This is a genomic window from Vibrio panuliri (assembly GCF_009938205.1).
Taxonomy (GTDB): domain Bacteria; phylum Pseudomonadota; class Gammaproteobacteria; order Enterobacterales; family Vibrionaceae; genus Vibrio; species Vibrio panuliri.
In genome coordinates, this window is sequence record NZ_AP019654.1 from 1,929,854 (window position 1) to 1,954,181 (window position 24,328).

Consider the following 24,328-nt stretch of genomic DNA (forward strand, 5'->3'; position numbering starts at 1 on the left):
TGCTGTCTATACTGTTTCTTATGCGTTTTCTGCAAGATTCCGCACTTGAATATGTTACCATCCACCCCAATTTACTTATGATTACTGGCGAATAGCCTAAGTATTGTTCAAGGCTAAACTTGAACTCTAACCTACAAAGAGAATTGTCATGACGTTCGATTTACAAATGATTCCTCAAACCTTCGATATGCTGCACGCGGGTCTTGCTGCATCTACTGTTCTATTGCTTCTCGTTGCGGTTTCGCGCAAATCCAAAGTGATTGAGAAAGTGGTCGAAAAACCGGTTGAGAAAATCGTTGAGGTTGAAAAACCAGTCGAAAAGATCGTTGAAGTAGAAAAAGTGGTCGAAGTTGAGAAAGTGATTGAAAAAATCGTGGAAGTGGAGTCAAAACTGACCACGGCAAACACAGACTCAGCGATGCAACTGCTTTCTCTAATGCAACAAGAGGCGCGTTTGATTGACTTCTTGAAAGAAGATCTTACTTCATTCTCAGATGAAGAAGTGGGTGCAGCGGCTCGCGTTATCCATACTGGCGGTCAAAAAGTACTGGCTGACTACGTTACGCTTGAGCATATCCGCAATGAAGAAGAAGAAACGCGCATTACGGTTGAAGAAGGTTTCAACCCACAACAAATTCGCCTAACGGGCAACGTAACAGGTCAAGCACCATTTAACGGCACTCTAGTACATAAAGGCTGGAAAGCATCAGAAATGAAGCTACCAAAACTGGCTGAAAACTATGACGCATCGGTTATCGCACCAGCTGAGGTGGAGTTGTAATGGAGCACCAACAAGCAACAACAGAACAAGCACACCCAGCATTTAGCGTTGGTATTGACTTGGGTACCACTCACTGTGTGATGTCTTTCTTAGACACACGCAATGAAGATGCGCACGTTGAAGTCATGGAGATCCCACAACTTACCGCGCCGGGCACGGTTGAAACACGCAGTCAACTTGGTTCATTTCTGTACCAACCACACGAGCATGAGATGAATGCTTCGTCGCGAGTGCTTCCTTGGTCAACAGAACCTAAAGCTTTGGTGGGCGCAATTGCACGTAACCTTGGCTCTAAGACGCCTATTCGCCTAATTGCCAGCGCAAAATCATGGCTTTGCCACGGTGGTGTTAACCGTCGTGATGCCTTTCTTCCTGCTGGCAGCCCTGAAGAAGTTGAAAAAGTCTCACCACTTCGAGCGACTGAGCTTTATCTTGAACACTTAACCGCTGCTTGGAATCACACTCATCCAAACTTCCCTCTTCAAGAGCAGGATGTGACGATTACAGTGCCTGCGTCATTTGACCCAGCCGCCCGTGATTTAACCGCAGAAGCAGCGCGTAATGTCGGTCTTGCTCACTTGACTCTGTTGGAAGAGCCTCAAGCGGCACTGTACAACTGGATTGATAACAGCGGTGACAAGTGGCGCGAACAAGTCACCGTTGGCGACATCGTTTTAGTCGTCGATATCGGTGGTGGTACCACTGACCTTTCTTTGGTTGAAGTCACCGAAGAAGATGGCAACCTAACGCTAAACCGCATTGCAGTAGGCGAACATATCCTACTCGGCGGTGACAACATGGATCTTGCCCTTGCCTACCGCCTAAAAATGAAGCTGGCGCAAGAAGGCAAAGAGCTACAACCATGGCAAGTGCAAGCCATGACGCACGCATGCCGTGATGCAAAAGAAGCACTGCTCAATGACGCAGAACTTCAATCGGTGCCGATTGTTGTTCCTAGCCGCGGCTCAAAACTGCTGGGTGCCACGTTGAAAACTGAACTGACTCAGCAAGAAGTTCAGCAAACATTGGTTGATGGCTTCTTCCCAATCGTCGCAATTACTGAACACCCAGTGCAACGCAACCGTGGCGCACTGACCCAAATGGGTCTGCCGTACGCACAGGATGCTGGCATTACCCGTCACATTGCGGCGTTCTTGTCTAAACAAGCCCATGCGCTCTCTGGCGATTCAGCACCTGCTCAGGAATATAACCCATTTGCGGGTATGCCGGGCATGGGCGCTGAAACCCCATCAGCAGACTTTATCAAACCTACTGCAATCTTGTTCAACGGTGGTGTACTCAAATCAACCCTGCTATCGAATCGCCTTGAAGAAACGATTGGTGAGTGGTTAATTGAGGGTGGCGCTGAGCTACCGAAACGCCTAACCGGAACTGACCTTGATCTTGCCGTGGCAAGCGGTGCATCTTACTACGGCTCTGTTCGTCGTGGGCAAGGTGTTCGAATTCGTGGCGGTATTGCATCTAGCTACTATGTCGGTATTGAAAGCGCAATGCCTGCGATTCCGGGTATGGCACCACCAATGGAAGCACTATGTGTCGCGCCATTTGGTATGGAAGAAGGCTCAAGCGTTGATGTACCAAGCCAAGAGTTTGGTTTGATTATTGGTCAGCCAGTGAACTTCCAGTTCTTTGGTTCAACAGTACGTCGTGACGACTCAGCTGGCACGCACCTTGATTACTGGGCACCGGAAGAGTTAGAAGAGTTGCCAGAGATTCAAGTGACTCTACCAGTATCAGAAGGACGTCGTGAAGGCGAAGTCGTTCCGGTCACGCTGGCTTCTCGCGTCACCGAGCTTGGCACACTCTATCTTGAAGCGATAGCGGCCGACAATGGTCAAAAATGGCATGTTGAGTTCGATGTGCGCGAAGACGCGAAGAACGATAACCAACAAGCATAACCGGATAACGGCACCTTCGCGGGTGCCGTTATTCTATTGCCGCTCTTTTCTCACTGTTCGAGTGACCTTGAGCGTCGAATAAGATGGCACTGGGTTGATTCCCGTCTCAGCGGCTAATCACTAGGGAATGACAACAACTATAATTCGTCATCACTTAAGCAGCATAAGGTTTTGTAATGGCATCTCCTCGTTTTCTCGTCGGTATTGACCTAGGCACCACCAACACTGTGGTTGCGTATTGCGAAATTACTGACAACCTACAGCAATCTGAAGTCTCTCTGTTCGATATCGATCAGTTAATTGGCGCAGGCGAAGTCGTGCGAAAACCGCTACTGCCTTCATTCCGTTACCACCCAGCGATGGGGCAAGTTTCTCCGAGCGACCTTACCCTACCTTGGCAAAACCAGCCTGTCGCAGGTGACATTGAGCATGTCATTATTGGTGAATGGGCCCGTGAGCTTGGCGCTAAAGTCGAAGGTCGCCAAGTTTCGAGTGCTAAAAGCTGGCTTTCGCATCAAGCGGTGGATCGTAACTCGGAAATTTTACCGTGGGCGGGCGCGACCGACGTAGATAAAGTATCTCCGGTTATCGCCAGTGCCAGTTACTTAAACCATATCCGCCAAGCGTGGAACTACCGCAATCCAAGTAATAAACTTGAAGACCAAGATGTGGTGGTCACCGTTCCCGCTTCATTTGACGAAACCGCTCGCAAGTTAACATTGGAAGCTGCCGCGTTGGCTGGTTTACACAAGATTGTCTTGCTTGAGGAGCCACAAGCCGTCTGCTATGACTGGTATGCACGCCACCAGCAAACCGCAGCGGATGAACTCAAGTCGTTACCACTTATTTTGGTGTGTGATGTTGGTGGTGGTACCACCGACTTAAGTTTGATTGAAGCGAAGTTTAAAGGCGAAGAGTTAGCACTTGATCGTATTGGTGTCGGTGAGCATTTAATGTTAGGGGGTGACAACCTTGATCTAGCGCTCGCACACCTAGCCGAAAGCCGCTTTAATCAAAGTAAAAAACTCAATGCCGCTAGCTTGACCAAGCTCATCCAGCAAACACGCAAAGCCAAAGAGAATTTACTTTCATCTAATGCCCCTGAGCAGGTCAAAATTACCATGCTTGGTAGTGGTTCTAAGTTGTTAGGTGGCACAAAGAGCATCGATCTCACTAAAGCGGAAGTGCATCAAATCGCCCTTGATGGTTTCTTCCCAATCAGCGAATTTGATCAACTACCAGATAAACGTCGCAGTGCCGTTGTTGAGTTTGGTTTGCCTTACGTCGCAGACCCGGCAGTAAGTAAACATGTGGCGGAGTTCCTAACCCAGCACCAACAGGTGTCACGAGCAGCATTAAACCTCGAAGACGAAAAACAACACGCGATTCCAGTTGGCTTATTGCTAAATGGTGGGGTATTTAACAGCGAGTTAATTACCGAGCGAGTCACTACCCTGCTAGAGAGTTGGCGTGGCGACAACATTACGGTTTTGGACAATCCACATCCCGATTGGTCTGTTGCCCTTGGAGCGGTGGCATTTGGTAAAGCAAGACGCGGAGCACAACTCAAAATTGGCGGCGGTGCGGCGCGCTCTTACTTCTTACACTTACAAGAGAAAAACAAATTAGGCAAAGCATTGTGCCTACTTGCAAAGGGCACAGAAGAAGGGCAAGAAATCCGTCTTAGCGGACGCCGTTTCTCACTCACTTTAGGTGAGCCAGTGCGCTTTAACCTGCTGACCTCCACCCATGATACGTTAAGCAACCAAACCGCAGTGCAAAACGGAATGATGGTCAATGTAGACCCAGACTTGTTTCAACCACTGCCGTCGTACATCTCTACACTTGATAGTGAAGGTGTTGAACTGCACGCAAACCAAAAAGAACGCGTAGAAGTCTTGCTGGCATGTCAACTCACCGAGGTTGGTACACTAAAAATGGAATGTGTCTCGACTCAAGATGAGAACAAGCGCTGGGCCCTTGAGTTTGAAGTTCGCAATCAACAAGCGGCTGACGAAGAGCTCAATCTTCATCCCCGCTTGGCTGAGTGTAAAGAACTGATCAGCCGAATCTATAGTGCCAATAAAAAGAGTGCGGACAGTAACGAGATAAAAACACTCGCCAAAGATCTAGAGAAACGATTGGGTCAACGGGATGAATGGGACTTTGTTACCCTTCGTCAGCTGTTTGACACCTTCGCGACTGGTCGTAAGCGCCGTCGTCGCTCTGAAGCGCACGAGAAAAACTGGCTGCGTTTAGCCGGCTTTGCCCTGCGCCCGGGATTTGGCGATGCTACTGATGGTTGGCGCATCGAACAAGTGTGGAGCCTCTATCAACAAAGCATCCAGTTTAAGAACCATCAAGGTTGGACGGATTGGTGGGTATTTTGGCGCCGCATTGCCGGTGGCCTAAATCAAGATCAGCAAGAAACCATCTTAGCGGATATTGCCAAATACCTTCACCCGGGGGCGATGAAAAACCCACAGTCAGCGAAAGCGGCACAAGAGATGGGGTATGAATCCATGGTGCGCTTATCGGCCTCGCTAGAACACCTTGATGTCGAGGATAAGGTACTACTCAGCAGTTGGTTCCTGAGCAAAGCTTTAAACCATAACCAGTTCCAACAAGCTCACTGGTGGGCATTGGGTCGATTGGCGTCGCGAACACCTTTATATGGCAGTCAACACAATGTGGTTAGCCGCGAGCAAGCGGAACAATGGTTACCCAAATTGCTTGAGCAAAATTGGCAAAAAGAGCCGATGATCGCCTTTGCGGCAGTGATGATTTGCCGTAAAACCGGCGACCGTTTGTTTGATATTTCCGACGACTACCGCCAACAAGTGCTAGAGAAACTTAAGCAAAGCAGAGTTCCAGACTCATGGTTAGAATTGGTAGCTGAAGTAAAAGCGCTATCAGCCAACGAATCTAAACGGATATTTGGTGACGCACTGCCAAGTGGACTAACGTTAGTCAATCATTAGGCAGATAGAGCCGCCTTTTGACAAAAGGTGGCTTTTGCTTGTTCATCAGGTAAGATGGCGAAGGATGAAAAAGAGACCGCATTGATGCACAAAACAAATCGACAACTGCTGATCGCCCTGTTTAGCGCGTTTTGTCTATTATGGCTAAGCGCCATCAATGCCGTACAAGCGAGCACTCAGCTCCAACTTGATGCTCCCCTCCCCGATATTACTTTGGTTGACGACACACCATTTCCTTGTCCAAAGGACGAGCCAGCGCATTCCTCTACCAAGCATCATGCCAAAATGGAACACCAAAATTGCTCCTCTGTCTGCGTGATGAAGTTACCATTTGAGCCGGTACAATACGCATTACAACTTGCACCCAGTTCCATTGCACCAATTGGGACGGATAGCATCGGTAAAGCTGTTAGCCGCATTCAAACCCTATTCCGCCCTCCAATTGAGCAGCCCCTGATTGACTCACTTCGTGCTTAGCGCACGCGATTTAAATATAAAGTTATAGATTAGGAACGATTTCAATGAACAAAATTTTTGCCCTTGTGGCATCGCTATTGATGGCATTTTCAGTCCAAGCGACCACTTTCACTGAAGGCGACTACTACACAGTCATCGACCAACCAAAAGCAAGCAAACCAACAGTCACTGAGTACTTCTCATTTTACTGCCCACACTGCTATCAATTTGAATCAATAGTTAAAAATCTAAAACCAGCTTTGGCTGATGATGTCACTTTCGAAAAAGTGCATGTTGGTTTTATGGGCGGTGAGATGGCCGAACCTATGGTCAAAGCCTACGCGACCATGCAACAGTTGCAGGTCGAAGACCATATGATCCCAAAAATGTTTGAACAAATTCATATCCTGCGCCAAGCACCACGCAACGAAGAAGAGCTGCGCAAAGTGTTCACCGACAATGGGGTCAGTGCCAGTGCCTTTGACCTAGCGTATAACAGTAAAGCCGTCGAGATGAGACTAAAAGAATACGATAAACGCTTTAAAAACAGCACATTGCGCGGCGTGCCAGCAATTGTAGTCAACAACAAGTACATCGTGGTTGCGAGTAAGATCAAAAGCTTTGACGAGTACAATCAACTTGTGAACTACCTACTCACCTTGTAACAACACAATTAAGTGAGCCAGGGCATTTTGCTCTGGCTTTTTTACGGATAACCAATATGAACTTAGAACACTTCGATGCCATCTACCAACGCGCAGCCGAGCGTAAAGGCGGCGAGTTAGCACTCGAGTCCATGCTGTCTACTCCGCTGACTCAGCAAGAACTCTTGTCGATTACCGATGATCGTTGGCTGTCAGCTTTTTCAATGAAAGTTTTTCAAAGTGGTATGAGCTGGAAAGTCGTCAGAAACAAATGGCCCAACTTTGAAGAACTGTTTTTTGGCTTTAAAATTGGGCCGCTACTTATGCTCTCGGATGAGCAGTGGGAAGCGAAGTCGATTGATAAGCGTATTATTCGCCACCACAGTAAAGTCATGTCGATTGCCGCCAATGCACAAATGATCTATGAAGCGGGAATCAAACATGGTTCATTCGCGCAGATGGTTGCCCAATGGCCAAGCGACGATATAACGGGGTTGTGGCTCTACCTTAAAAAGCATGGTCAACGACTTGGCGGAAACACTGGCCCTTATGCGTTGCGCCAAATGGGTGTCGATACCTTTATCTTGTCACAGGATGTCGAAGCTTACCTGCGCAGCTACAAAATCATTGAAGGTGGACGAGACACTAAGCGATCATTGGCTCAATGTAATCAGGCGTTTAGTTTTTGGCAGCAGCAAAGTGGCCGTAGCCTGACTCACATTAGCCAAATCATCGCCTTCAGTTGCGGTGATAATCGGATGTAAGTGGCTATTTTGCAGTAAGCTTTGCACTTTTTACCGCGTCAGTTCCAAATTAGCCACCTAGGTTTATTTTTCGTTCGCAATTACCCTGTATACTCAACATCGGTATCATTTAGTGTTGATGGATAAATGCGAACGAAACTAGCTTTACTGCTCCCCTTGATTGTGACGGCTTGCGCCTCAAGTGACAATCACCCACTTTACACCCAATCTCAGGTACAACCTGTCACTCAATATCACTCGTTTGATCAGTATGTTGATCTCACTAAGCAGCAACTCCTCGATAATCGCTATTTTCTAACCGACGATAAAACGGCCGAATTGCGTGCCAACATGCCAAGCGAGCTAAAACCCAACACTCAAGAAAGACCGCATAAAGGCGTACTACTTATCCATGGTTTAGGTGATTCACCCTACTCTTTTACGGATTTATCACGTTCGCTGCAGCAACAGGGCTTTTTGGTGAGAACGATACTTCTGCCTGGGCATGGCACACGCCCTGCCGATATGCTCGACGTTGATTCAGAACAATGGAATGAGTTGGTTCAAAAGCAAGTAGCACTGTTGAAACGCGAAGTCGATCAAGTGTATTTAGGTGGCTTTTCTACTGGCGGTAATCTCGCCTACTCTTACGCAGCAAAAGACAAGTCAATTAAGGGCTTGATGCTCTTTTCTCCCGGCTTTGTCTCTAATGAACCACTCACCTTCGCAACCCCTTGGCTAAGTTGGTTTAAACCTTGGTTAATTGAAGTCGAACCTAAGAACGTTACAAACTACACCCGTTATTTTATGGTACCAACCAATGGGTTTGCGCAATATTACAACACAACGAAGCAAGTGACAGAACTGCTCGAAGAACACCGTTTTGAACGCCCAGTGTTTATGGTACTCACCCAACACGACAGTGTATTAAACGCGCGAGCAATCAAAAGAATGTTCAATACTCAGTTTACTAACCCCAACAATCGATTGATTTGGTTTGGTTCACATCACTCGACCATTGAGGGAAAAACGCGTTATATCAATAGCTATGACAAATCCCTGCGGATTAGCAACATGTCTCACATGGGCGTACTCTTCTCTCCAGACAACCCTTACTATGGCATCAATGGTAGTGAACGTATTTGTCGTAACGGCTCAAACATGAGTGATGCCGAAATTCAGCGCTGCAAGGCTGGCGAGGAAGTTTGGTATAGCGCATGGGATGGAAAAGCCAATAGCAACATCCACGCACGATTAACCTTCAACCCTTGGTATGACCAAATGGTCGAAGATCTCAATGCCACTTTCTCACTGAACGTAGCAAAGAACTAGCAAAAACGGGCTATTAAGCCCGTTTTATCGTTGAGAATTACTCATAGTCAGACGCATAAGTCTCTTCGTAAGTGTGCGAGTACAGTTCGAACAGATTACCAAATGGGTCTTCCATGTAGATCATTTGTGCAGGTTTGCTGTCATCTTCTGGATGGTAACGCATAATATCCATACGAGCTTTACCACCAAACTCTTCGACACGCTTAATGACACCCTCAAAATCATCTGTTTGCAGACAGAAGTGGAAAATCCCTAAACGAGAGAAGTTCACCTCGTGACGCTCCTGACGTTCTTTCATTTCGAATAATTCGACACCGATACCATCTGTCGTGACGAGGTGAGCAATATTAAAGCCTTTAAACCCTTCACCAAAAACTGCGATACACATACGACCAATCGCAGTTTCGCGTTCTTCAATCACTTTGGTATTACCCATTACTACGCGTAAACCTAAAGCGTTGGTGTAAAATTCTACTGCTTTATCCATATCTCCGACCATGATACCTACATGATTCATTTTCATAATTCTGCTCCACAATGTGTTATTAGTGACTGAACTTGTTTCGATGTGGAGAGTATAGGGAGATCAATTAATCACATGAAATTATCATTTATTATTTAAACAATAATAAAACGTTATTAAATTAAAGTGTGCACTTAAGCAACTTGGACGGGCTTGGTTTAGCGGCCGCAATGAGAGGCAACTAAGTTGGGGTATTTGGCTGCAAGTGCAGCCAAGGTAACAGCACGCGTTTCGCGAGCGAAACGTTCAGGTTGGAAACGCTATCGATCTAGCTCTGACGGACGTCATCATAGATCGCGCAAGAGAGGTTGTAGTTGTGCTGTCTGGCGATTCTTTGTGAGTAAAACAGTTGGGGTAACTCGTAGATCACCAGTAAGCCAATGATAATTAGGGCATACATATTGCCCATAATTAAACCAATCACACTGACGATAAGGAGCACGAACTCGATAGCAAACAGCGAATATTTACCTAAATAGCAATGATGAATACCACCGAGGAAAAACCAGTTTAAGCTGGCATAGGTGTCGGGGTCTTTTAGCTCTTTTGTTTGACGGGCATAGAACGCTTTCTTCTGAGCCTCGGGGAGCGCATTAACTCGCTTTCTCAACTCTTCTTCTTTTTGCTCTAACTCTTCAATTGATTCGCGCAAACTCATTACGGTACCTCATCATGAATTTTCCCGACCAAGTCCGGTTGATTGCATCGCTTAATTCGAGCTAAACCAAGTCGCCAACCCTTAAGCGCGCCATATTTCGCAATACACTGCTTGGTGTACTCAGAGCACGTTGGCTCAAAGTTACACTCAATGTTCAACAATCGTTTAGAACCACCGCTCGCTTGGTAGCGGTGGATCAATTTTAGTGATAAATACTTTATCAAACTTAACGACCGAGCGTCACAATGACGGCTTCACGCTTCCAAAACAGCATGTAACGTTTTTGCTCAACAATTTGAAACACCACTTGCCAGCCGTCTTGAGCATACATGTTTAGCTCTGCTTCCATTTTCTGTAATGGTAGACCGCTTGCACCGAGTAAAAGAGTACCGCAACCACCTTCTACAATATGAACTACTTTATATTCTGTAAACTTTGTCATTTCCCTAACCAAATATTGCAATAAAAACAGGATGTTACAATATGAAACAAAGTGTAGCAATAACAGACAAGTAAAAAGTATCACAGAAAACAGTGACTTATATTCCACTAACTCATGTAACAAGCTTGACACAGAGAAGTGTATTGCAGGGATAACAATCAAGATAGTGCGCCACAGAAATGGGCGCGTAATTGCAGTATTGATCGATGGAGTAGAAGGAAGACTCAAGGTGCCAGATGTACCTTGAGCCTGTCGTGAGTAGCGAACCCGCTTACTTACCTTTTTTCATCATTGCAGCAAGGTCAGCAAATGGGTTGTGCGTTGCCGCTTTGTGCTCATCTTCACCGGGCTTTACTTCTGAGCCGTATCGTTCATGTTCAAGATATTTGCTGTGCTCATGGTCATGACAATAGAGACACAGTAGCTCCCAGTTACTTCCGTCTGCGGGATTGTTGGTATGATCGTGGTCTTTATGATGGACGGTCAGTTCACGTAGGTTTGAATATACGAACTCTCGTGCACAGCTGCCACATACCCAAGGGTATAATTTCAGCGCGCGCTCTCGATAGTCGCTCTCTTTGCGTTTATATGCGGCACTACTTCCGTAGAAATCTGAAGACATTGCTCTTGCCTCTCATTGTATTGATATGTGCCGATGCTAGCACAGCCGAAACCATGCAATCTTGCTTAATCACAACTTCCTTGATGTTGGTGGCACAAAAAAGCCGAAGTATGACAACTTCGGCTTTGTGATGTTGGCAGCAAATTACGCGCAGTAATGTTTTGCGATGTCTGCGCCCAAACGTGCGTTGTTGAGTACAAGTTGGATATTCGAATCCAAGCTATTGCCACCAGTAAGTTCACATACGCGAGCCAATAGGAATGGCGTTGATTCTTTACCAAATACGCCTTGCTCTTCCGCTTCTTTCAATGCAGTTTCAATTGCCGTGGTGATCACTTCTGGTGCCATAGCAAACTCTTCTGGAATTGGGTTCGCAACCACAACGCCACCTTTTAGGTTCATTTCCCATTTAGCTTTAAGCGCTAGAGCAATTTCGTCAGCGCGGTCAAAACGGTAGTCAATCGCGTGTTCACTTTCACGAGTGTAGAACGCAGGTAAGCTATCCGTTTGGTAGCCAATCACTGGTACACCTTGTGTTTCTAGGTATTCACGAGTCAAAGCAAGGTCAAGGATAGATTTTGCGCCAGCACACACAACCGCTACGTTGGTGTTCGCTAACTCTTGTAGATCTGCAGAGATATCAAACGTCTCTTGCGCGCCGCGGTGAACACCGCCAATACCGCCTGTCGCAAACACTTTAATCCCAGCCATTTCAGCAAGAATCATAGTCGCAGCAACTGTCGTCGCACCATCTTTCTTACCAGCAACAATAAATGGAATATCACGACGGCTGACTTTTGTTACCGCTGCGCCCGCTTGACCAAGATGACGAACTTGCTCCTCATCAAGACCAACTTTTAGGCGACCACCAATAATCGCGATAGTCGCAGGCACAGCACCTTGCTCACGAATAGTTTGCTCAACCAGCAATGCAGTTTCAACGTTACGAGGGTAAGGCATACCGTGGGAGATGATCGTGGACTCAAGTGCCACTACTGGACGGTTGTTTGCTAGTGCCTCAGCAACTTCTGGTTGAATATCTAGGTAGTTCTCTAACATCTTGAGGTTTCCTCTATTAAACGTTGTACTGCGTGTTCAGACATAGTTGAGTTAATTGTTTTTTCAGCCTTGAGTGCCAGACATGCTGCCGCAAGGGCAAAGTCAACACTGAGTGACCAAGACCAGTCGCTCATAAATCCATGAGCCAAACCAGCCATTAATGCGTCCCCTGCTCCAGTTACATTGTTAACCTGCGTCGCTGAAGGTGGGATAAATCTTTGTTCTGTTTCGTTGCTGGCAAACGCCCCTTGACTGCCCAAGCTAATTAACAATCGCTTCACCCCTTTCTGGTGCAGCGCATCGGCAACTTGAGGTAATTGATCAAGTGACTCAATCTTGATTCCAGAAAGCAGCTCGGCTTCGATTTTGTTTGGTTTAAGGGTATGAATACGATCCAAATAAGGTGCTAGCTTACGCGCTTTAACTGATGACACTGGGTCGACAAAAATCGGCTTATCACTATGGACACTAAACAAGTAATCCAGTGCGCTTTCAGACAAGTTGGCATCGATAACTAGCGCACCACAGCGGCTTAATACGCCATCACGAGCTGCGAGCGTTTCCGCGTTCAACTCTTCAATCAACCCCATATCATTAAGGGCGATTTGCATTTCACCATCAGGCCCATGAATGGATAGATAACTACTGGTCGTCGCACCTGTGATAATCAAACAGTGGTCGACACCTACGTTGGCAAGATTACACGCCTGTTTAAGTTGCTCGCCCCACTTATCATCACCCATTGCGCCAATAAACTGGACTTGGCTGCCTAAACGCCCCAAGTTGTCGGCAATATTTCTTCCGACTCCACCAGCGCTACTGGTCAATACTCCGGGGTTTGAATCGCCCAACACCAGCTCATCAATCGAGCGTCCACAAAGGTCCATGTTGGCTCCACCAATCACCACCGCATAACGCTCAGGCGCGATCACATAGCCTTTCCCTTGAATAAACCCTTTACGAGTCAGGTTCATAATATGACCTGCTACAGCGCTACGGCTTAGACCCAACTTATCCGCTAGCGTCTGCTGAGCAATCATTGGATCTAACTTAATCAGCGCCAGAATCTCATTCTCTCGCTCTGTCATGGTGACCTCATCAAATCGAGTGCATCTTGCGCACAACCAAACATTTGTTGGCAATATAAACTTGTGTTTATTTGATGCAAACGTTTGCGATTCAATTTGTGAAACTAACCACAGAAATCCTGCCAAATCGTTTTGTTTTATAAAATCAGGCAATGAGTTAACAGGCTTGTAACCCAACTGACCAAACTCAAGATGCGCAGGGTCGAAGCCCAAGGCCGACCATTTATCTTTCTCTACGACCACTTATCCATCGCAATCACCGTTTGTCACATCATCATGCAGCGTTTCCAATCGCTCCTTATTCTCAACAACATCAGATAGGAAAAAGGAATGCATCAATGAAAGCGAGTAAAACTCTCTGCGCCAGCGCGCTAATCACTGCCTTAGCGAGCTTTAACCTCCACGCCAATCCAACTCCAGAAATGTTGGCTAACTACAACCTCGCAGCGCAAGGTGATGAGGCATTAGTTGATACCGTTTATGAACAGTTACATGCACTGATTGAGCAGCAAGGCGCGAAGCCAGTGAGCTTGGTTTATCTCGGCAGTACAGAGACTCTGCGAGGACGGGACGCATTTCTTCCTTGGAACAAAATGAAGTTTACTGAACAAGGCTTGGCGACTATCGCCAAAGGGGTCGCGTTAATCGAAACACTGCCACAGGACACCAATCAACAACAACGTATCCAAGGACTTCCTGAAGCCCATCTCACTCAGGCAATGGCAGCGGTCACCTATACGTCTTTGCCCGATCTATTTAATCACTTCGAACGCGGTTATGACCTGTACCTCAACCTACTTGCGGATCCCAACTTCACTCAGCAGCCATTTGCCGCCACGGCTTGGGTCTACAAAAGTGGTATCGACGCAGCGCTGCGAGCCGACGATCTCGAACAAGCCAATCAATGGCTTGTAACAATGCAACAAACAGATGCCAGCAACCCGCAAACCCAGTCTGCGCAAGATTTGCTGGCCGAACAGAACTGAGGTAACAGCATGATTGTCTTTGATCACCTTCAGCGCCACTACCAACTTGGTGGACAAACCGTACCTGCGCTCGCCGATGTTTCAGGCCGAATAGAGGCCGGAGAAATGGTCGCGCTTTGCGGCCCTTCAGGTAGTGGTAAAAGCACCTTACTCAATATTCTTGGTCTGCTCGATATGCAGTATCAGGGAGAAGTATTGCTGCATGGTACTCCGTTACCAAAGCATGCCAAACAAAGTGCGCAACTTCGTCGCAGCCAACTTGGTTTTATTTTTCAACGTTTTAACCTCGTTCCCGTGATGAACGCGCTTGAAAATGTCGCCTACCCTCTACTGCTCAATGGCATGAGTAAACAACAACAAAGAAAACAAGCGCAACAGATGCTGGAAATGGTTGGATTGGGCGACTATATCCACCATCGCCCTGACAACCTGTCCGGTGGTCAGCAGCAGCGCGTCGCTATTGCGCGTGCTCTTGTTCATAAACCTTCTCTTGTCATAGCCGACGAACCGACAGCAAGCCTAGACAGCAACACGGCTAACTTGGTTGTCGATATCATGCGTCAACTCGGTCATGAACTGAACACAACATTTGTTGTGGCAACCCATGACGCCCGCATGGCATCACGCTGCGACCGAACCATTGAACTTCTCGATGGCAAACTTAATCCCTTTGACTCTCAGCATGAGGTGATTTCATGGGCAAGTTAATCAACCATATCGTTCCAGACTCAGTTCGCCTTGCATGGCTCAACCTAAGACGGAATCAACGCCGCACATCACTCTCTGTGCTTATTATCTCAATTACCGTGTTTGCCATGACCAGTACTGGCGGCTTTGGTTTGTACACATACAAAAGCCTGAAAGAGGCCACTGCGCGAGACATTGGTCATATGATCATTTCTACGCCGGGCTATTTTGAAAAAGAGGAAGAGGTACCACTAGCCAATGGCTTCAAACCATCAGCGACATTGATTCGTCAATTAATGGCATTCGACACCGTGCGAGGTGTACAACCCAGCGTTGAGTTTACCGGATTGATCTCCAACGGCAGTAAGTCCTCAATCTATATTGGACGAGGGGTTAATGATCGAGAGTTCGATATGAAAGGCCCTTTTATTGATGTAAAAGAAGGGCGAACGTTATCAAACATTCGCTCACCTCGTTATGATGTCACTGCACCTGAGGTTATGCTGGGTGTCGATCTTGCACGCAACCTCAGTGTCACCATAGGTGACTGGGTAACATTGCTCGCCACCACCACAGACGGTGCACTCAATGCATTTGATTTTAAAGTGCGCGGGATCTACTCAACCGGTGTACCTGAGATCGATAAACGTCAACTTTATATTCATATTGATAGTGCGCAAGAACTATTAAACAGTGACAAAGTCAGCACGATTTCTGTATTTCTGTTCGATCTGGAACAGACGGCCTCTGTACAGCAACACGTGAACCAACTCATCCGAAATAGTGAACAAGACCTACAAGTCACCCCTTGGCATCAACGGGCGTTTTACTACCAAAACGTCAAGAGCCTTTATGATCGCATCTTTGGCATTATTGGCAGCATCATGGCTTTAGTCGTTTTTGTTTCGCTGTTTAACACCATGACGATGTCTGTCACAGAGCGGACTCGTGAAATTGGCACACTAGCGGCGCTAGGAAGTTACCCCAACGAGATTATCGCCGGGTTTATGCGTGAGTCTGGGTTACTCGCCTTAATTGGTAGCCTGATTGGTATCACTGCCGCTGCGCTGTTGAGCGTATTTCTGATGGTGTTTGAGTTTAATATGCCCCCTCCCCCTGGCATGAACCAAGGCTATCCACTCACGATCTATTTCTCGTACCCACTGGCTATCTCTGCCGCTATTGGGGTGCTCTTGGTCTGCTTAACAGCCGCTTACTTTTCGGCGCGCAACGGCGTCAATAAACCTATCACGGAGGCACTTATCCATGTTTAATTATCTGTTTAAAGTTACCACAACGCTGCTACTGATGATTGGTGCCATTGGTTGCGCAAATGCCGCACTGAATCGCGAACAAGTCGACCAGCTTATTGCCCAAGCCGATGCCTACCGTCTGGACCAAGAATCGGCCAAAGTGGTTTCGTTCGTGTCGCTTTATAAAAATGGTCAACTGGATAAAACTCGCGAATACCATGTTTATTCGCGCCCAAACCGTCAGTCGCTCGTGGTGTTTAAATCCACAGTTGAAGCAGGACAAAAGATGTTGATGCTGCAAGATAACTTCTGGCTACAAATGCCCAAAAGTCGTCGTCCTATTCGAATCACTCCAATGCAGAAACTCCTTGGGGAAGCCTCTGTCGGCGATATCAGTTCATTAACGTGGAGCGAAGATTACCAAGGCACCTGGCAAGCAAGTGAAGAGGCTTTAGATGAAAACGGACTGAGCTACGCCACTGAACAGTTACAGTTGATGGCGAAAACAGGCAGTGCCAGCTATCAGAAAATCAATTTGTGGCTAGAAAAAGAGACCGGTTTTCCAGTTAAAGCCGATTTCTATCTGCGTTCTGGCAAGCTAGCAAAAAAAGCCTATTTCACTCGAGGTGTACGCGATGGTCAACTTGCGGTCACCGCCATGACGCTATTTGATGCAATTCAAGCACAGCAAAAAACCGTCATCGACTATCGCTCAGTCACCCCTTGGCATCTGGCGGATAAGTTTTATAACCCCAGCTATCTGGCACGCAACAAATCAGCGGAGCTCTAATCATGCGCAGCCTTCCACTTGCCATTGTGCTCAGCGCAATTGCCACCAAGGTGTCTGCCGATGAGCTGCAAATCAACTGGGATTGGGCGCTATCAGCGACTCATCATCAGCTTGCAGAGACCACACTACTTGAGGCAAAAAACAACTCCCATTCGCAGTTAGATGGGCTACTTGATGTCGCGATAAACTATGCCAATTGGAGCAGCCTACTGGCGCTGTATAGTCGCGACCTTTATCAGTCTGGCAGTCACTCGTGGTTTGATGAGACCGACAGTCGCGTCATTGTTCGTGAGTTAGCATGGCAAGGTTCCGTGGATTGGGGTGATCAAGTGGTCGATTTATCCTTCGGGAAGATTCGCCTCGATTACGGTGTAAGTTACGCTTATCGCCCACTGGATATGTTTAAGCCCTACCGACAAAACCCGATAGGTCTGAGCATTGAAGAAGGCGCGGTTGTCGCTTCCGCCTCATCATTTACAGCAACGGGTGAATGGACATTGCTCTATACCAACTCACATTGGACCGACAATCAAGTCAGCCAGTTTGAGATGTTGAATCAGCAGCATGGCGTTGGTATACGTCGCTTTGGCTTAGCTGGGGATGACGAATACCAATGGATTGCCTATTACGATGATGTTCGCCAAGGTGCTATTGGCGCGAGTTGGGTGACGGTGCCAACGTCAGCGTGGGAAATTCATAGCGAGCTATTATGGCAAAACAAAACGCCACAATACTCGCTGCCAAGCAACCACACTAAGCCCGTCACCAACACAGAGGCAGGCTCAGCATGGCAAGCCCTTGTAGGCTTCACCTATACCACACACAGTGGACATAGCTTTATTGGAGAATACTGGTTTGATGGCCGAGCATGGAGCGGCGCGGAGTGGCAACAAGCTCGCGTACAAGCAGAATATCTCAAGCGTTCAGTAGTCACTCAACCCTTGGCGGCGTCTTATGCGCAAGGGCTACAGCATGACAACCTCATGCAGCATACCTTGATGCTCCATTGGAGTTGGGATCCACAAACCTGGTTACAGTGGCAAGGTCGCACAAACTGGCAATGGCTTGAGAAAATCACACCCAAGTTTGATCTGCTCATTTCCCCTCAAGATGGCGGAGTCATTGCAACACAGTGGCTCACCTATCAATGGCTTGATAACGGCAACCAAAGCGTAGACTTGGAATTTACCGCACGATTTTTGACCGGCAATGACGATTCTGCTTACGCTCAAATCAATCAAAGCCATACACTTACCTTTATGATCAAAGGGAAATTCTAATGGACGTATCCAACACCATCCTCTGCCCAAGGTGGCGTAATTTTATCATTACCACCCTATTTTGCTTATTGGTCTCCGCGACAACCTACACTGTTTGGACTGATGCAATTTATGTCCATCTGATGATTAGTTTAGGGTTTGGTTACTCCGCATTGGGGGCATCCCTAATTATCAGCAGCGTTTTCCCCAAGATCAGCGGACTGGTAGAGACGATGATATCGTTGACCTGCTCTGTCGTTTTAGGTTCGATCAATGCTTGGTTTTGGTTAAACACCTACTTTGGCTCAAATCTTTCTGAGTTCCTACCCGTGGTAATGCTTGGCATCATCTTCTCTGGCATGTGCTTCTATTACTTTTACAACCGTGAGCAGATGGCAATTACCGATAAACTGGTTGAGGAGACAAAACGCAAGCAAGCAGAGCAAGAAAAGTCTCTGATTCAGAGCCAACTCATGCAGATGCAAAGCCAAATTGAACCGCATTTCCTATTCAATACGCTCGCCAATATTAGTGCGCTAATGAGCCACGATGTGCCCAAAGCGCGTACTATGCTGGACAAACTGACCGAGTTACTGCGCGCATCGCTGGCTAACTCACGCTTAACCGAAGCCACTGTCGAGGCGGAAGTTCGCCATACACGCGCCTACCTCGCCATTCAACAGATACGCCTTGGAGAACGATTGAGTTACACCATCAATGTCGCCCCGCATTTAGAACAGGCGATCATTCCCCCCATGCTGATTCAACCTCTGGTCGAAAACGCCATTGGGCACGGCATTGAACCTAAAGCCGAAGGCGGTAGTATCTCGGTGGAAATAGTCGCTCATGAGAACAAACTGGTTATTCGTGTCACAGATGACGGTGTGGGTTTTGCCGACACTCCAAGCAAAACTGGACATGGCGTGGGGTTAAGTAATATCAAACAAAGGGTTAAAGGTCTGTTTGGCCAGCAAGGTAGCGTTGCGATTACACAACCCAAGCAAGGTGGGTTTAGTGTTTCTATCTCAATGCCGTTAAAGGAGCATAACCAATGATGACGAACGCTATTACCGCAGTTATTGCCGATGACGAACCCCTTTTGCGCCATCATCTCAATAACAGCTTGGCAGATGTGTGGCCAGACCTAGAGATCGTCGCGATTTGCAGTGACGGCCAGCAAGCGCTCGATAACATCATTGCGCTAAAACCAGATATCGTCTTTCTCGATATTCGTATGCCAGAACTGGATGGAATGGCCGTAGCAAAAGCATTAAAGCAACATGAGAAAGCGCCACTAATTGTTTTTATTACTGCTTATGATGAGTATGCGATTCGCGCTTTTGAGCATAATGCCATCGACTATCTGCTCAAACCCCTCAATGACGAGCGCCTTGCCGCGTGCTGCGATAAAATTCAAACAAGACTCAAACAACACCAGCCTTCGAGCACACCAGAACTGAGCCATATACTCTCGCAGTTAACGCAACTCTCGCCAGCAAAAAGCTATTTGCAGTGGATCAAAGCAAGCCAAGGGGAAGATATTCACCTTATCGCCGTAGCAGACGTACTCTATTTCAAGGCCGAAGAAAAGTACGTTTCTGTTTATACGGAAGATAACTGTGAGTATTTGATTCGAACGCCTCTAAAAGAGCTGATGACTCAACTCGACCCGCAGCAATTCTGGAAGATTCATCGTTCAACGGTGGTACAAGTTAGTGCGATCGACAAAGTCAGTAAGGATTTTACCGGCAGGATGTTCGTAAAAATGCAGCACCACAAGCTGCCTGTCAGTCGCGCACAACAAGGGTTATTTAAAGGTATGTAGCCGAAAGTAATCATCCATTTTGTGATTTTTAACAACCCGAACACTGCACTCTCTCTGCATAAAAGATGGAATCTCTGCTTTCATTTGTCGACGTTATTTGTGCACTTACTCCAATAAACAGCGGTTTAATAGCATTGTTAAACCCCCAAACCACTTTCACTCATCGCAAAACGAAAGATTGCAGAATCGCAAAGTGCAAAATCAAACTTGTGATCTTGCTTTTATATTGATTTTACCCGCCTGACATAATAAGCATCGCAACCAATAGTAAGTCTAATGTGTGCATAGCAATTCATAAGTTTACCAACCATGTAAAAATAGCCAATGCTAGCGATAGCATCTGAGGACTCGTTATGAAAAAGACATTACTTAGCGCATTAATTTTGGCTGGGATACATTTCAATTCAGTTGCATCCGATCAAGCCAACTTTAAAGTTAACCCTTATTTGCAAAATCCAACCCCCACCAGCATGACTATCATGTGGGTAACCACTGACGACAAAGCTGGCGAACTCACGGTTTCGGCAGAAGGCTTTACGGAAACGCTAAAGTCAACACCGACAATAGCCAAAGAACTCGACTACTATCCTACCGAAGTTGAAAAATACTTTACCAATCAGGCGGAAACCCAAACACCTTATATCCACCGCATCACTATTGATAGATTGAAGCCTGGTACCCAATATCAATACGAAGTTGCACAAGGGAGTGAAAAGTACGCCGCTCACTTTACTACCGTGCCAAATAAGGATAGTAGCGTAAGGTTTGTCGTCTATTCAGATTCAGAAACAGAACCTGAATCAACCGGCAAAACTCGTCGCTGGTCAGAACCGTATGGGGACTTTGATCGCCAGTACTTGGTCGATCAAACCGTTGGCTATCAAGAAAATATTCGCGTTATGCTTGAACGTCAGCCTAACTTTATCGCTATCGCTGGTGATCTGGTTGAGTCTGGCAACGAGCAACGTGACTGGGATGAGTTTTGGCGTCACAACGCCGGTGAATACAACAACATCGCCTCTTATATCCCAATCCTGCCAGCACTCGGTAACCATGAAAACTACCCGGGGCCAGATGGCGGGATGAAAGAATACAATACCGAACTTGCTCTGCAGGCGATCGCTCGATACAAAGCCTATTTTGACGTTCCTGATAACGGCAGCAAAGTCGACGCATACAAAGATCGCTTCTATCGTGTCGACTACGGCCCTATCACATTTATTACTCTCGACACGTCTGATGGCAAAGAAGATAAAACAGACAAAGATACCAACTGGCGTCTCCCAGGCGTTAACGCCCCAGACTTTAACCCTGGTTCTGAGCAATATGAATGGTTGGAGAAACAACTCGCTGATGCACAGAAAAACAGTCAGTTTACCTTTGTTCAGTTCCATCATGTCCCATACTCAGTAGGCCCTCACGGATTCCCGACAGGTAATGGCGGTTTTGATAATGGTCAAGACAACCAGTCTGGCGTACCAGTGCGCATTTTAACCCCTCTATTTGCCAAATATGGTGTTGATGCGGTTTTCGCCGGACATGACGAGATGTACGAACACTCACTTGTTGAAGGTGTTCATTTCTACGATACCGGTACCGGCGGGGATGGTTTGCGTGGTCCTTACTTCGGTAAAGATGGTAAGTACAAAATTGACTTAGACAATCCATATCAACAATTCCTAGCTCATCTTGACGCACCAGAAGTATGGAAAGATAAACAACTCGTTAGCGGCGGTAAGCACTATGGCCATATGGAAGTCAACGTATTCCAAAACGACCAAGGAGTGTGGACGACAGAAATATCACCTGTGTATGTTTTCCCAATAATGGATAAAGAAGGCAAAGTCACCGGGTGGGAACGTCGTGTATATCAAGATGTTGTCACCTTAACTGCTCAGTAAACCCAATCGCTCTCCAAAATAGATAACGCCCCGCAATGCACAACACAATGCGGGGCGTTTTATATGAGTAATCGGCACTAGCTTAAAGGTCGAAGGTAGGCTAAGAAACGTTTTTCCGCGAACTTAAACGCCCACAGAATCAAGAACGTTAATGCCATATAGAACAGGCCTGCGGTTAGAAAAGATTCAAACGGCGCGTAGTAACGTGAGTTCACTAATCTTGCCGCCCCGGTCAAATCAAGAATCGTCACGATCCCCGCCACCGCACTACCATGCAGCATGAAGATCACTTCGTTACTGTACGCAGGTAGGGCCCTGCGCAATGCGCTTGGCAGTATAATTCGACGATAAGTCATAAAGGTACTCATGCCATATGCTTTGGCCGCTTCAACTTCCCCTTTGGGTAAACCGTTAATTGCGCCACGGATAATTTCAGCAGTGTAAGCCGATGTATTAAGTACAAAGGCGACCAGCGCGCAGAACCAAGCGTTTTCCCATAAAGTATCTTTCACTGGAAAGAACTGATCCATACCGTAGTAAATCAGGTAAAGCTGGACTAGCAGCGGTGTACCACGGAAAAAGTAGATGTATCCCCAACTTGGTAGCATCAAAAGATAGTTACGGCTATTGCGTGTAATTGCCAAAGGAATCGCGACCATTAGCCCAATAACCAGAGCCAAGCCGACTAACCAAAATGTGGTCCATAGGCCTTCAAGGTAGACAGGCATGCTTTCTATGATCAATGAAAAGTCCATCTGTTACCTCGCATGGATACTGAACTTACGTTCGACCAACTTAAGTAGGCCAGTTGAAACGCTGGTAAAAAATAGAAAGATGATTGCGACAGCCATATAAAAGGTAAACGGCATTTTCGTTGACCCTGCAGCCAAAGCACTCACCCGCACCATATCCTCTAAACCGATAATAGAAACCAATGCTGTCGTCTTTAATAACACTAACCAGTTATTGCCAAAGCCCGGCAAGGCATGGCGAACCATTTGCGGAAACAAAATGCGTCGAAACGCGAGGGCGGAGCTCATACCATAAGCTTTGGCAGCCTCAAGTTCCCCTTTATCCACGGCCATAATTGCGCCACGAAATGTTTCGGCCATATAGGCTCCAAAAATAAAGCCAATCGTCAACACGCCGGCAATAAATGGACTGACATCAATATAGTCTGGCAGATAAGAGACCCATTCATGATCAGGATTACTGGACGTAAACCATTCATTGAGCCACTCATTGATTGAATAGAGACTGTTGTTGAGAAGAATTTGCCCGCCGAAGAAAATCAACATCATCAACACTAAATCGGGTATACCCCGGATAATAGTGGTGTATAACGTTGCAATCGCCCTAGCCCAGCGATAAGGGGCAAGCTTAGCTAAAGCGCCCAACATTCCGAGCACGACGGCCAGCAAAAGTGATAGCAATGCCACTTCTATAGTGACAAGCGCGCCTTTTAAAATCGAGGCTTCATATCCTTGAAGATCCAGCATAGGTGAGTTCCTTTCCCTAAACTCAAACTCGACCGTTGGCGACTGCTAGGAACAAGCCAACGGTCGTCATCTATGATCTACTTACCGTAAACATCATAGTTGAAGTATTTTGCTGCAATCTCTTGGTAGATTCCTTTTTCACGCAGCGAAAGGATAGCGGCATCAAGTTTGGTCGTAAGATCTTTGTCTTGTTTACGCACTGCAATACCAAAACCTTCACCGAACCATTGTGGGTCAGTGAGAGAAGGACCTACAAACTCGTAGCCCTCGCCACCTTTCGCATTCAGAACACCTTCTTCAAGCGCTGAAGCGTCACCCAGTACCGCGGCGATGCGACCATTGGCGAGATCAAGGTACGCCTCGTCGAAAGAACCATAACGAACAATCTCAACTTTATCGTAATTGTCGGTTAGGTACTTGTCGTGCGTCGTCGCACGCTGCACACCGATCTTCACGCCATCTAGGTTGTCAAAGTCTAGACCCGCGCCTTTCTTGGCAATAAATTTGTTTGGAATCAGGGCATATTTACCCGTGAAGTCCACTTTCTTTTTACGCTCTTCGGTAATCGACATCGCGGCAATGATTGCGTCGTACTTGCGCGCTAGTAGAGATGGAATAATGCCATCCCAATCTTGAGGCACGATCTTACATTTCACGTCCATTTCTTTACACAGCGCATTGGCCATATCTACGTCAAAGCCTTTCAAAGAGCCGTCTGCTTCTGTCCAGCTAAAGGGAGGATAAGCGCCTTCAATACCAAAGCGAACTGTCTTCCAATCTTTCGCTTGAGCCATGCCTGTCACTGTTGTAGCTGCAAGTGCTGCTACTACTAACCACTTTTTCATTTCCATACTCCTGTGATTTATAGTGTTTATTTAAT

At 46.8% G+C, this 24,328-nt stretch carries 25 protein-coding genes; 15 read left to right on the forward strand and 10 right to left on the reverse strand.

From position 1 onward, the window contains the following. Positions 1 to 148 precede the first annotated feature (148 nt). The 7 genes from GZK95_RS08775 to GZK95_RS08805 all read left to right on the forward strand — a co-directional run bounded on the left by GZK95_RS08775 (position 149) and on the right by GZK95_RS08805 (position 8,856). Entirely contained in the window at positions 149 to 781 is a 633-nt protein-coding gene (locus tag GZK95_RS08775; RefSeq protein WP_075714698.1) for a DUF2760 domain-containing protein, read from the forward strand. Next, positions 781 to 2,700 carry an Hsp70 family protein gene (locus tag GZK95_RS08780; RefSeq protein ID WP_075707827.1) on the forward strand — a complete coding sequence of 640 codons (1,920 nt, stop codon included), beginning with the start codon at positions 781 to 783 and terminating at the stop codon, positions 2,698 to 2,700. The genes GZK95_RS08775 and GZK95_RS08780 overlap by 1 nt, the downstream gene beginning before the upstream one ends. Positions 2,701 to 2,876: 176 nt before the next feature. Beyond that, a complete protein-coding gene (locus tag GZK95_RS08785) occupies positions 2,877 to 5,681 on the forward strand; it encodes an Hsp70 family protein (protein ID WP_075714700.1) in 2,805 nt (934 codons plus the stop codon). Between the two features lie 54 nt (positions 5,682 to 5,735). Next, a complete protein-coding gene (locus GZK95_RS08790; protein ID WP_225623985.1) occupies positions 5,736 to 6,158 on the forward strand; it encodes a hypothetical protein in 423 nt (140 codons plus the stop codon). 44 nt (positions 6,159 to 6,202) lie between these two features. Next, entirely contained in the window at positions 6,203 to 6,802 is a 600-nt protein-coding gene (locus GZK95_RS08795; protein WP_075714702.1) for a thiol:disulfide interchange protein DsbA/DsbL, read from the forward strand. Between the two features lie 56 nt (positions 6,803 to 6,858). Further along, positions 6,859 to 7,545 carry a DNA-3-methyladenine glycosylase I gene (locus tag GZK95_RS08800; RefSeq protein WP_075707833.1) on the forward strand — a complete coding sequence of 229 codons (687 nt, stop codon included), beginning with the start codon at positions 6,859 to 6,861 and terminating at the stop codon, positions 7,543 to 7,545. A gap of 126 nt (positions 7,546 to 7,671) precedes the next feature. Next, on the forward strand, positions 7,672 to 8,856 hold the full coding sequence (locus tag GZK95_RS08805) for an alpha/beta hydrolase (RefSeq protein WP_075714704.1): 1,185 nt from the start codon (positions 7,672 to 7,674) through the stop codon (positions 8,854 to 8,856). Between the two features lie 37 nt (positions 8,857 to 8,893). Here GZK95_RS08805 and GZK95_RS08810 read toward each other — a convergent pair whose 3' ends face one another. From GZK95_RS08810 to GZK95_RS08840, 7 genes are all read right to left on the reverse strand, one after another. Beyond that, entirely contained in the window at positions 8,894 to 9,379 is a 486-nt protein-coding gene (locus tag GZK95_RS08810; protein WP_075707837.1) for a VOC family protein, read from the reverse strand. Positions 9,380 to 9,647: 268 nt separating this feature from the next. Continuing rightward, entirely contained in the window at positions 9,648 to 10,037 is a 390-nt protein-coding gene (locus tag GZK95_RS08815) for a hypothetical protein (RefSeq protein ID WP_075707839.1), read from the reverse strand. After that, on the reverse strand, positions 10,037 to 10,261 hold the full coding sequence (yidD, locus tag GZK95_RS08820; RefSeq protein WP_075707841.1) for a membrane protein insertion efficiency factor YidD: 225 nt from the start codon (positions 10,259 to 10,261) through the stop codon (positions 10,037 to 10,039). Before yidD ends, GZK95_RS08815 begins: the two co-directional genes overlap by 1 nt. A gap of 2 nt (positions 10,262 to 10,263) precedes the next feature. After that, complete coding sequence (locus tag GZK95_RS08825; protein ID WP_075707843.1) at positions 10,264 to 10,479, reverse strand: DUF4177 domain-containing protein; 216 nt, start codon at positions 10,477 to 10,479, stop codon at positions 10,264 to 10,266. A gap of 271 nt (positions 10,480 to 10,750) precedes the next feature. Continuing rightward, entirely contained in the window at positions 10,751 to 11,101 is a 351-nt protein-coding gene (locus GZK95_RS08830; RefSeq protein WP_075707845.1) for a YajD family HNH nuclease, read from the reverse strand. 144 nt (positions 11,102 to 11,245) lie between these two features. Next, entirely contained in the window at positions 11,246 to 12,160 is a 915-nt protein-coding gene (locus GZK95_RS08835; RefSeq protein WP_075707847.1) for a pseudouridine-5'-phosphate glycosidase, read from the reverse strand. Continuing rightward, positions 12,154 to 13,248 (reverse strand): PfkB family carbohydrate kinase, encoded by a 1,095-nt coding sequence (locus GZK95_RS08840; RefSeq protein WP_075714719.1) that lies wholly within the window; start codon positions 13,246 to 13,248, stop codon positions 12,154 to 12,156. The genes GZK95_RS08835 and GZK95_RS08840 overlap by 7 nt, the downstream gene beginning before the upstream one ends. Before the next feature lie 338 nt (positions 13,249 to 13,586). Between GZK95_RS08840 and GZK95_RS08845 the strand changes: the two genes are divergently transcribed. The 8 genes from GZK95_RS08845 to GZK95_RS08880 all read left to right on the forward strand — a co-directional run bounded on the left by GZK95_RS08845 (position 13,587) and on the right by GZK95_RS08880 (position 21,949). After that, positions 13,587 to 14,234: a hypothetical protein gene (locus GZK95_RS08845; RefSeq protein ID WP_075714706.1), complete on the forward strand. Its 648-nt coding sequence runs from the start codon at positions 13,587 to 13,589 to the stop codon at positions 14,232 to 14,234. A 9-nt stretch (positions 14,235 to 14,243) separates the two neighbouring features. Then, positions 14,244 to 14,942 carry an ABC transporter ATP-binding protein gene (locus GZK95_RS08850; protein WP_075714708.1) on the forward strand — a complete coding sequence of 233 codons (699 nt, stop codon included), beginning with the start codon at positions 14,244 to 14,246 and terminating at the stop codon, positions 14,940 to 14,942. After that, positions 14,930 to 16,195: an ABC transporter permease gene (locus tag GZK95_RS08855; RefSeq protein WP_075707855.1), complete on the forward strand. Its 1,266-nt coding sequence runs from the start codon at positions 14,930 to 14,932 to the stop codon at positions 16,193 to 16,195. Before GZK95_RS08850 ends, GZK95_RS08855 begins: the two co-directional genes overlap by 13 nt. Next, positions 16,188 to 16,964 carry an outer membrane lipoprotein-sorting protein gene (locus GZK95_RS08860; protein WP_075714710.1) on the forward strand — a complete coding sequence of 259 codons (777 nt, stop codon included), beginning with the start codon at positions 16,188 to 16,190 and terminating at the stop codon, positions 16,962 to 16,964. Before GZK95_RS08855 ends, GZK95_RS08860 begins: the two co-directional genes overlap by 8 nt. Before the next feature lie 2 nt (positions 16,965 to 16,966). After that, positions 16,967 to 18,244 carry a hypothetical protein gene (locus tag GZK95_RS08865; RefSeq protein WP_075714712.1) on the forward strand — a complete coding sequence of 426 codons (1,278 nt, stop codon included), beginning with the start codon at positions 16,967 to 16,969 and terminating at the stop codon, positions 18,242 to 18,244. After that, entirely contained in the window at positions 18,244 to 19,278 is a 1,035-nt protein-coding gene (locus GZK95_RS08870) for a sensor histidine kinase (protein WP_075714713.1), read from the forward strand. The genes GZK95_RS08865 and GZK95_RS08870 overlap by 1 nt, the downstream gene beginning before the upstream one ends. Continuing rightward, the gene (locus GZK95_RS08875; protein ID WP_075708625.1) at positions 19,278 to 20,048 is read left to right on the forward strand and encodes a LytR/AlgR family response regulator transcription factor; all 771 of its coding nucleotides are present in this window, start codon (positions 19,278 to 19,280) and stop codon (positions 20,046 to 20,048) included. Before GZK95_RS08870 ends, GZK95_RS08875 begins: the two co-directional genes overlap by 1 nt. Positions 20,049 to 20,401: 353 nt before the next feature. Next, a complete protein-coding gene (locus tag GZK95_RS08880) occupies positions 20,402 to 21,949 on the forward strand; it encodes a purple acid phosphatase family protein (RefSeq protein ID WP_075714715.1) in 1,548 nt (515 codons plus the stop codon). Between the two features lie 77 nt (positions 21,950 to 22,026). On the opposite strand, the gene GZK95_RS08885 is transcribed toward GZK95_RS08880, so the two are convergent. From GZK95_RS08885 to GZK95_RS08895, 3 genes are all read right to left on the reverse strand, one after another. Beyond that, positions 22,027 to 22,704, reverse strand: a complete 678-nt coding sequence (locus GZK95_RS08885; protein WP_075707865.1) for an ABC transporter permease — start codon at positions 22,702 to 22,704, stop codon at positions 22,027 to 22,029. Positions 22,705 to 22,707: 3 nt separating this feature from the next. Then, positions 22,708 to 23,448, reverse strand: coding sequence for an ABC transporter permease (locus GZK95_RS08890; RefSeq protein ID WP_075707867.1), 741 nt, complete (start codon positions 23,446 to 23,448; stop codon positions 22,708 to 22,710). A 77-nt stretch (positions 23,449 to 23,525) separates the two neighbouring features. Next, positions 23,526 to 24,293: an ABC transporter substrate-binding protein gene (locus GZK95_RS08895; RefSeq protein ID WP_075707869.1), complete on the reverse strand. Its 768-nt coding sequence runs from the start codon at positions 24,291 to 24,293 to the stop codon at positions 23,526 to 23,528. Positions 24,294 to 24,328 lie beyond the last annotated feature (35 nt).

Excerpts from the sequence above, each read along its gene's own strand:
- GZK95_RS08890 (WP_075707867.1), bottom strand. The coding sequence starts at position 23,448 with ATGCTGGATCTTCAAGGATATGAAGCCTCGATTTTAAAAGGCGCGCTT.
- GZK95_RS08800 (WP_075707833.1), top strand. The coding sequence starts at position 6,859 with ATGAACTTAGAACACTTCGATGCCATCTACCAACGCGCAGCCGAGCGT.
- GZK95_RS08825 (WP_075707843.1), bottom strand. The coding sequence starts at position 10,479 with ATGACAAAGTTTACAGAATATAAAGTAGTTCATATTGTAGAAGGTGGT.
- GZK95_RS08830 (WP_075707845.1), bottom strand. The coding sequence starts at position 11,101 with ATGTCTTCAGATTTCTACGGAAGTAGTGCCGCATATAAACGCAAAGAG.
- GZK95_RS08870 (WP_075714713.1), top strand. The coding sequence starts at position 18,244 with ATGGACGTATCCAACACCATCCTCTGCCCAAGGTGGCGTAATTTTATC.
- GZK95_RS08805 (WP_075714704.1), top strand. The coding sequence starts at position 7,672 with ATGCGAACGAAACTAGCTTTACTGCTCCCCTTGATTGTGACGGCTTGC.
- GZK95_RS08855 (WP_075707855.1), top strand. The coding sequence starts at position 14,930 with ATGGGCAAGTTAATCAACCATATCGTTCCAGACTCAGTTCGCCTTGCA.
- GZK95_RS08850 (WP_075714708.1), top strand. The coding sequence starts at position 14,244 with ATGATTGTCTTTGATCACCTTCAGCGCCACTACCAACTTGGTGGACAA.
- GZK95_RS08885 (WP_075707865.1), bottom strand. The coding sequence starts at position 22,704 with ATGGACTTTTCATTGATCATAGAAAGCATGCCTGTCTACCTTGAAGGC.
- GZK95_RS08780 (WP_075707827.1), top strand. The coding sequence starts at position 781 with ATGGAGCACCAACAAGCAACAACAGAACAAGCACACCCAGCATTTAGC.
- GZK95_RS08845 (WP_075714706.1), top strand. The coding sequence starts at position 13,587 with ATGAAAGCGAGTAAAACTCTCTGCGCCAGCGCGCTAATCACTGCCTTA.
- GZK95_RS08810 (WP_075707837.1), bottom strand. The coding sequence starts at position 9,379 with ATGAAAATGAATCATGTAGGTATCATGGTCGGAGATATGGATAAAGCA.
- GZK95_RS08775 (WP_075714698.1), top strand. The coding sequence starts at position 149 with ATGACGTTCGATTTACAAATGATTCCTCAAACCTTCGATATGCTGCAC.
- GZK95_RS08785 (WP_075714700.1), top strand. The coding sequence starts at position 2,877 with ATGGCATCTCCTCGTTTTCTCGTCGGTATTGACCTAGGCACCACCAAC.
- GZK95_RS08895 (WP_075707869.1), bottom strand. The coding sequence starts at position 24,293 with ATGAAAAAGTGGTTAGTAGTAGCAGCACTTGCAGCTACAACAGTGACA.
- GZK95_RS08860 (WP_075714710.1), top strand. The coding sequence starts at position 16,188 with ATGTTTAATTATCTGTTTAAAGTTACCACAACGCTGCTACTGATGATT.
- GZK95_RS08865 (WP_075714712.1), top strand. The coding sequence starts at position 16,967 with ATGCGCAGCCTTCCACTTGCCATTGTGCTCAGCGCAATTGCCACCAAG.
- GZK95_RS08815 (WP_075707839.1), bottom strand. The coding sequence starts at position 10,037 with ATGAGTTTGCGCGAATCAATTGAAGAGTTAGAGCAAAAAGAAGAAGAG.
- GZK95_RS08840 (WP_075714719.1), bottom strand. The coding sequence starts at position 13,248 with ATGACAGAGCGAGAGAATGAGATTCTGGCGCTGATTAAGTTAGATCCA.
- GZK95_RS08790 (WP_225623985.1), top strand. The coding sequence starts at position 5,736 with ATGGCGAAGGATGAAAAAGAGACCGCATTGATGCACAAAACAAATCGA.
- GZK95_RS08835 (WP_075707847.1), bottom strand. The coding sequence starts at position 12,160 with ATGTTAGAGAACTACCTAGATATTCAACCAGAAGTTGCTGAGGCACTA.
- GZK95_RS08875 (WP_075708625.1), top strand. The coding sequence starts at position 19,278 with ATGACGAACGCTATTACCGCAGTTATTGCCGATGACGAACCCCTTTTG.
- GZK95_RS08880 (WP_075714715.1), top strand. The coding sequence starts at position 20,402 with ATGAAAAAGACATTACTTAGCGCATTAATTTTGGCTGGGATACATTTC.
- GZK95_RS08795 (WP_075714702.1), top strand. The coding sequence starts at position 6,203 with ATGAACAAAATTTTTGCCCTTGTGGCATCGCTATTGATGGCATTTTCA.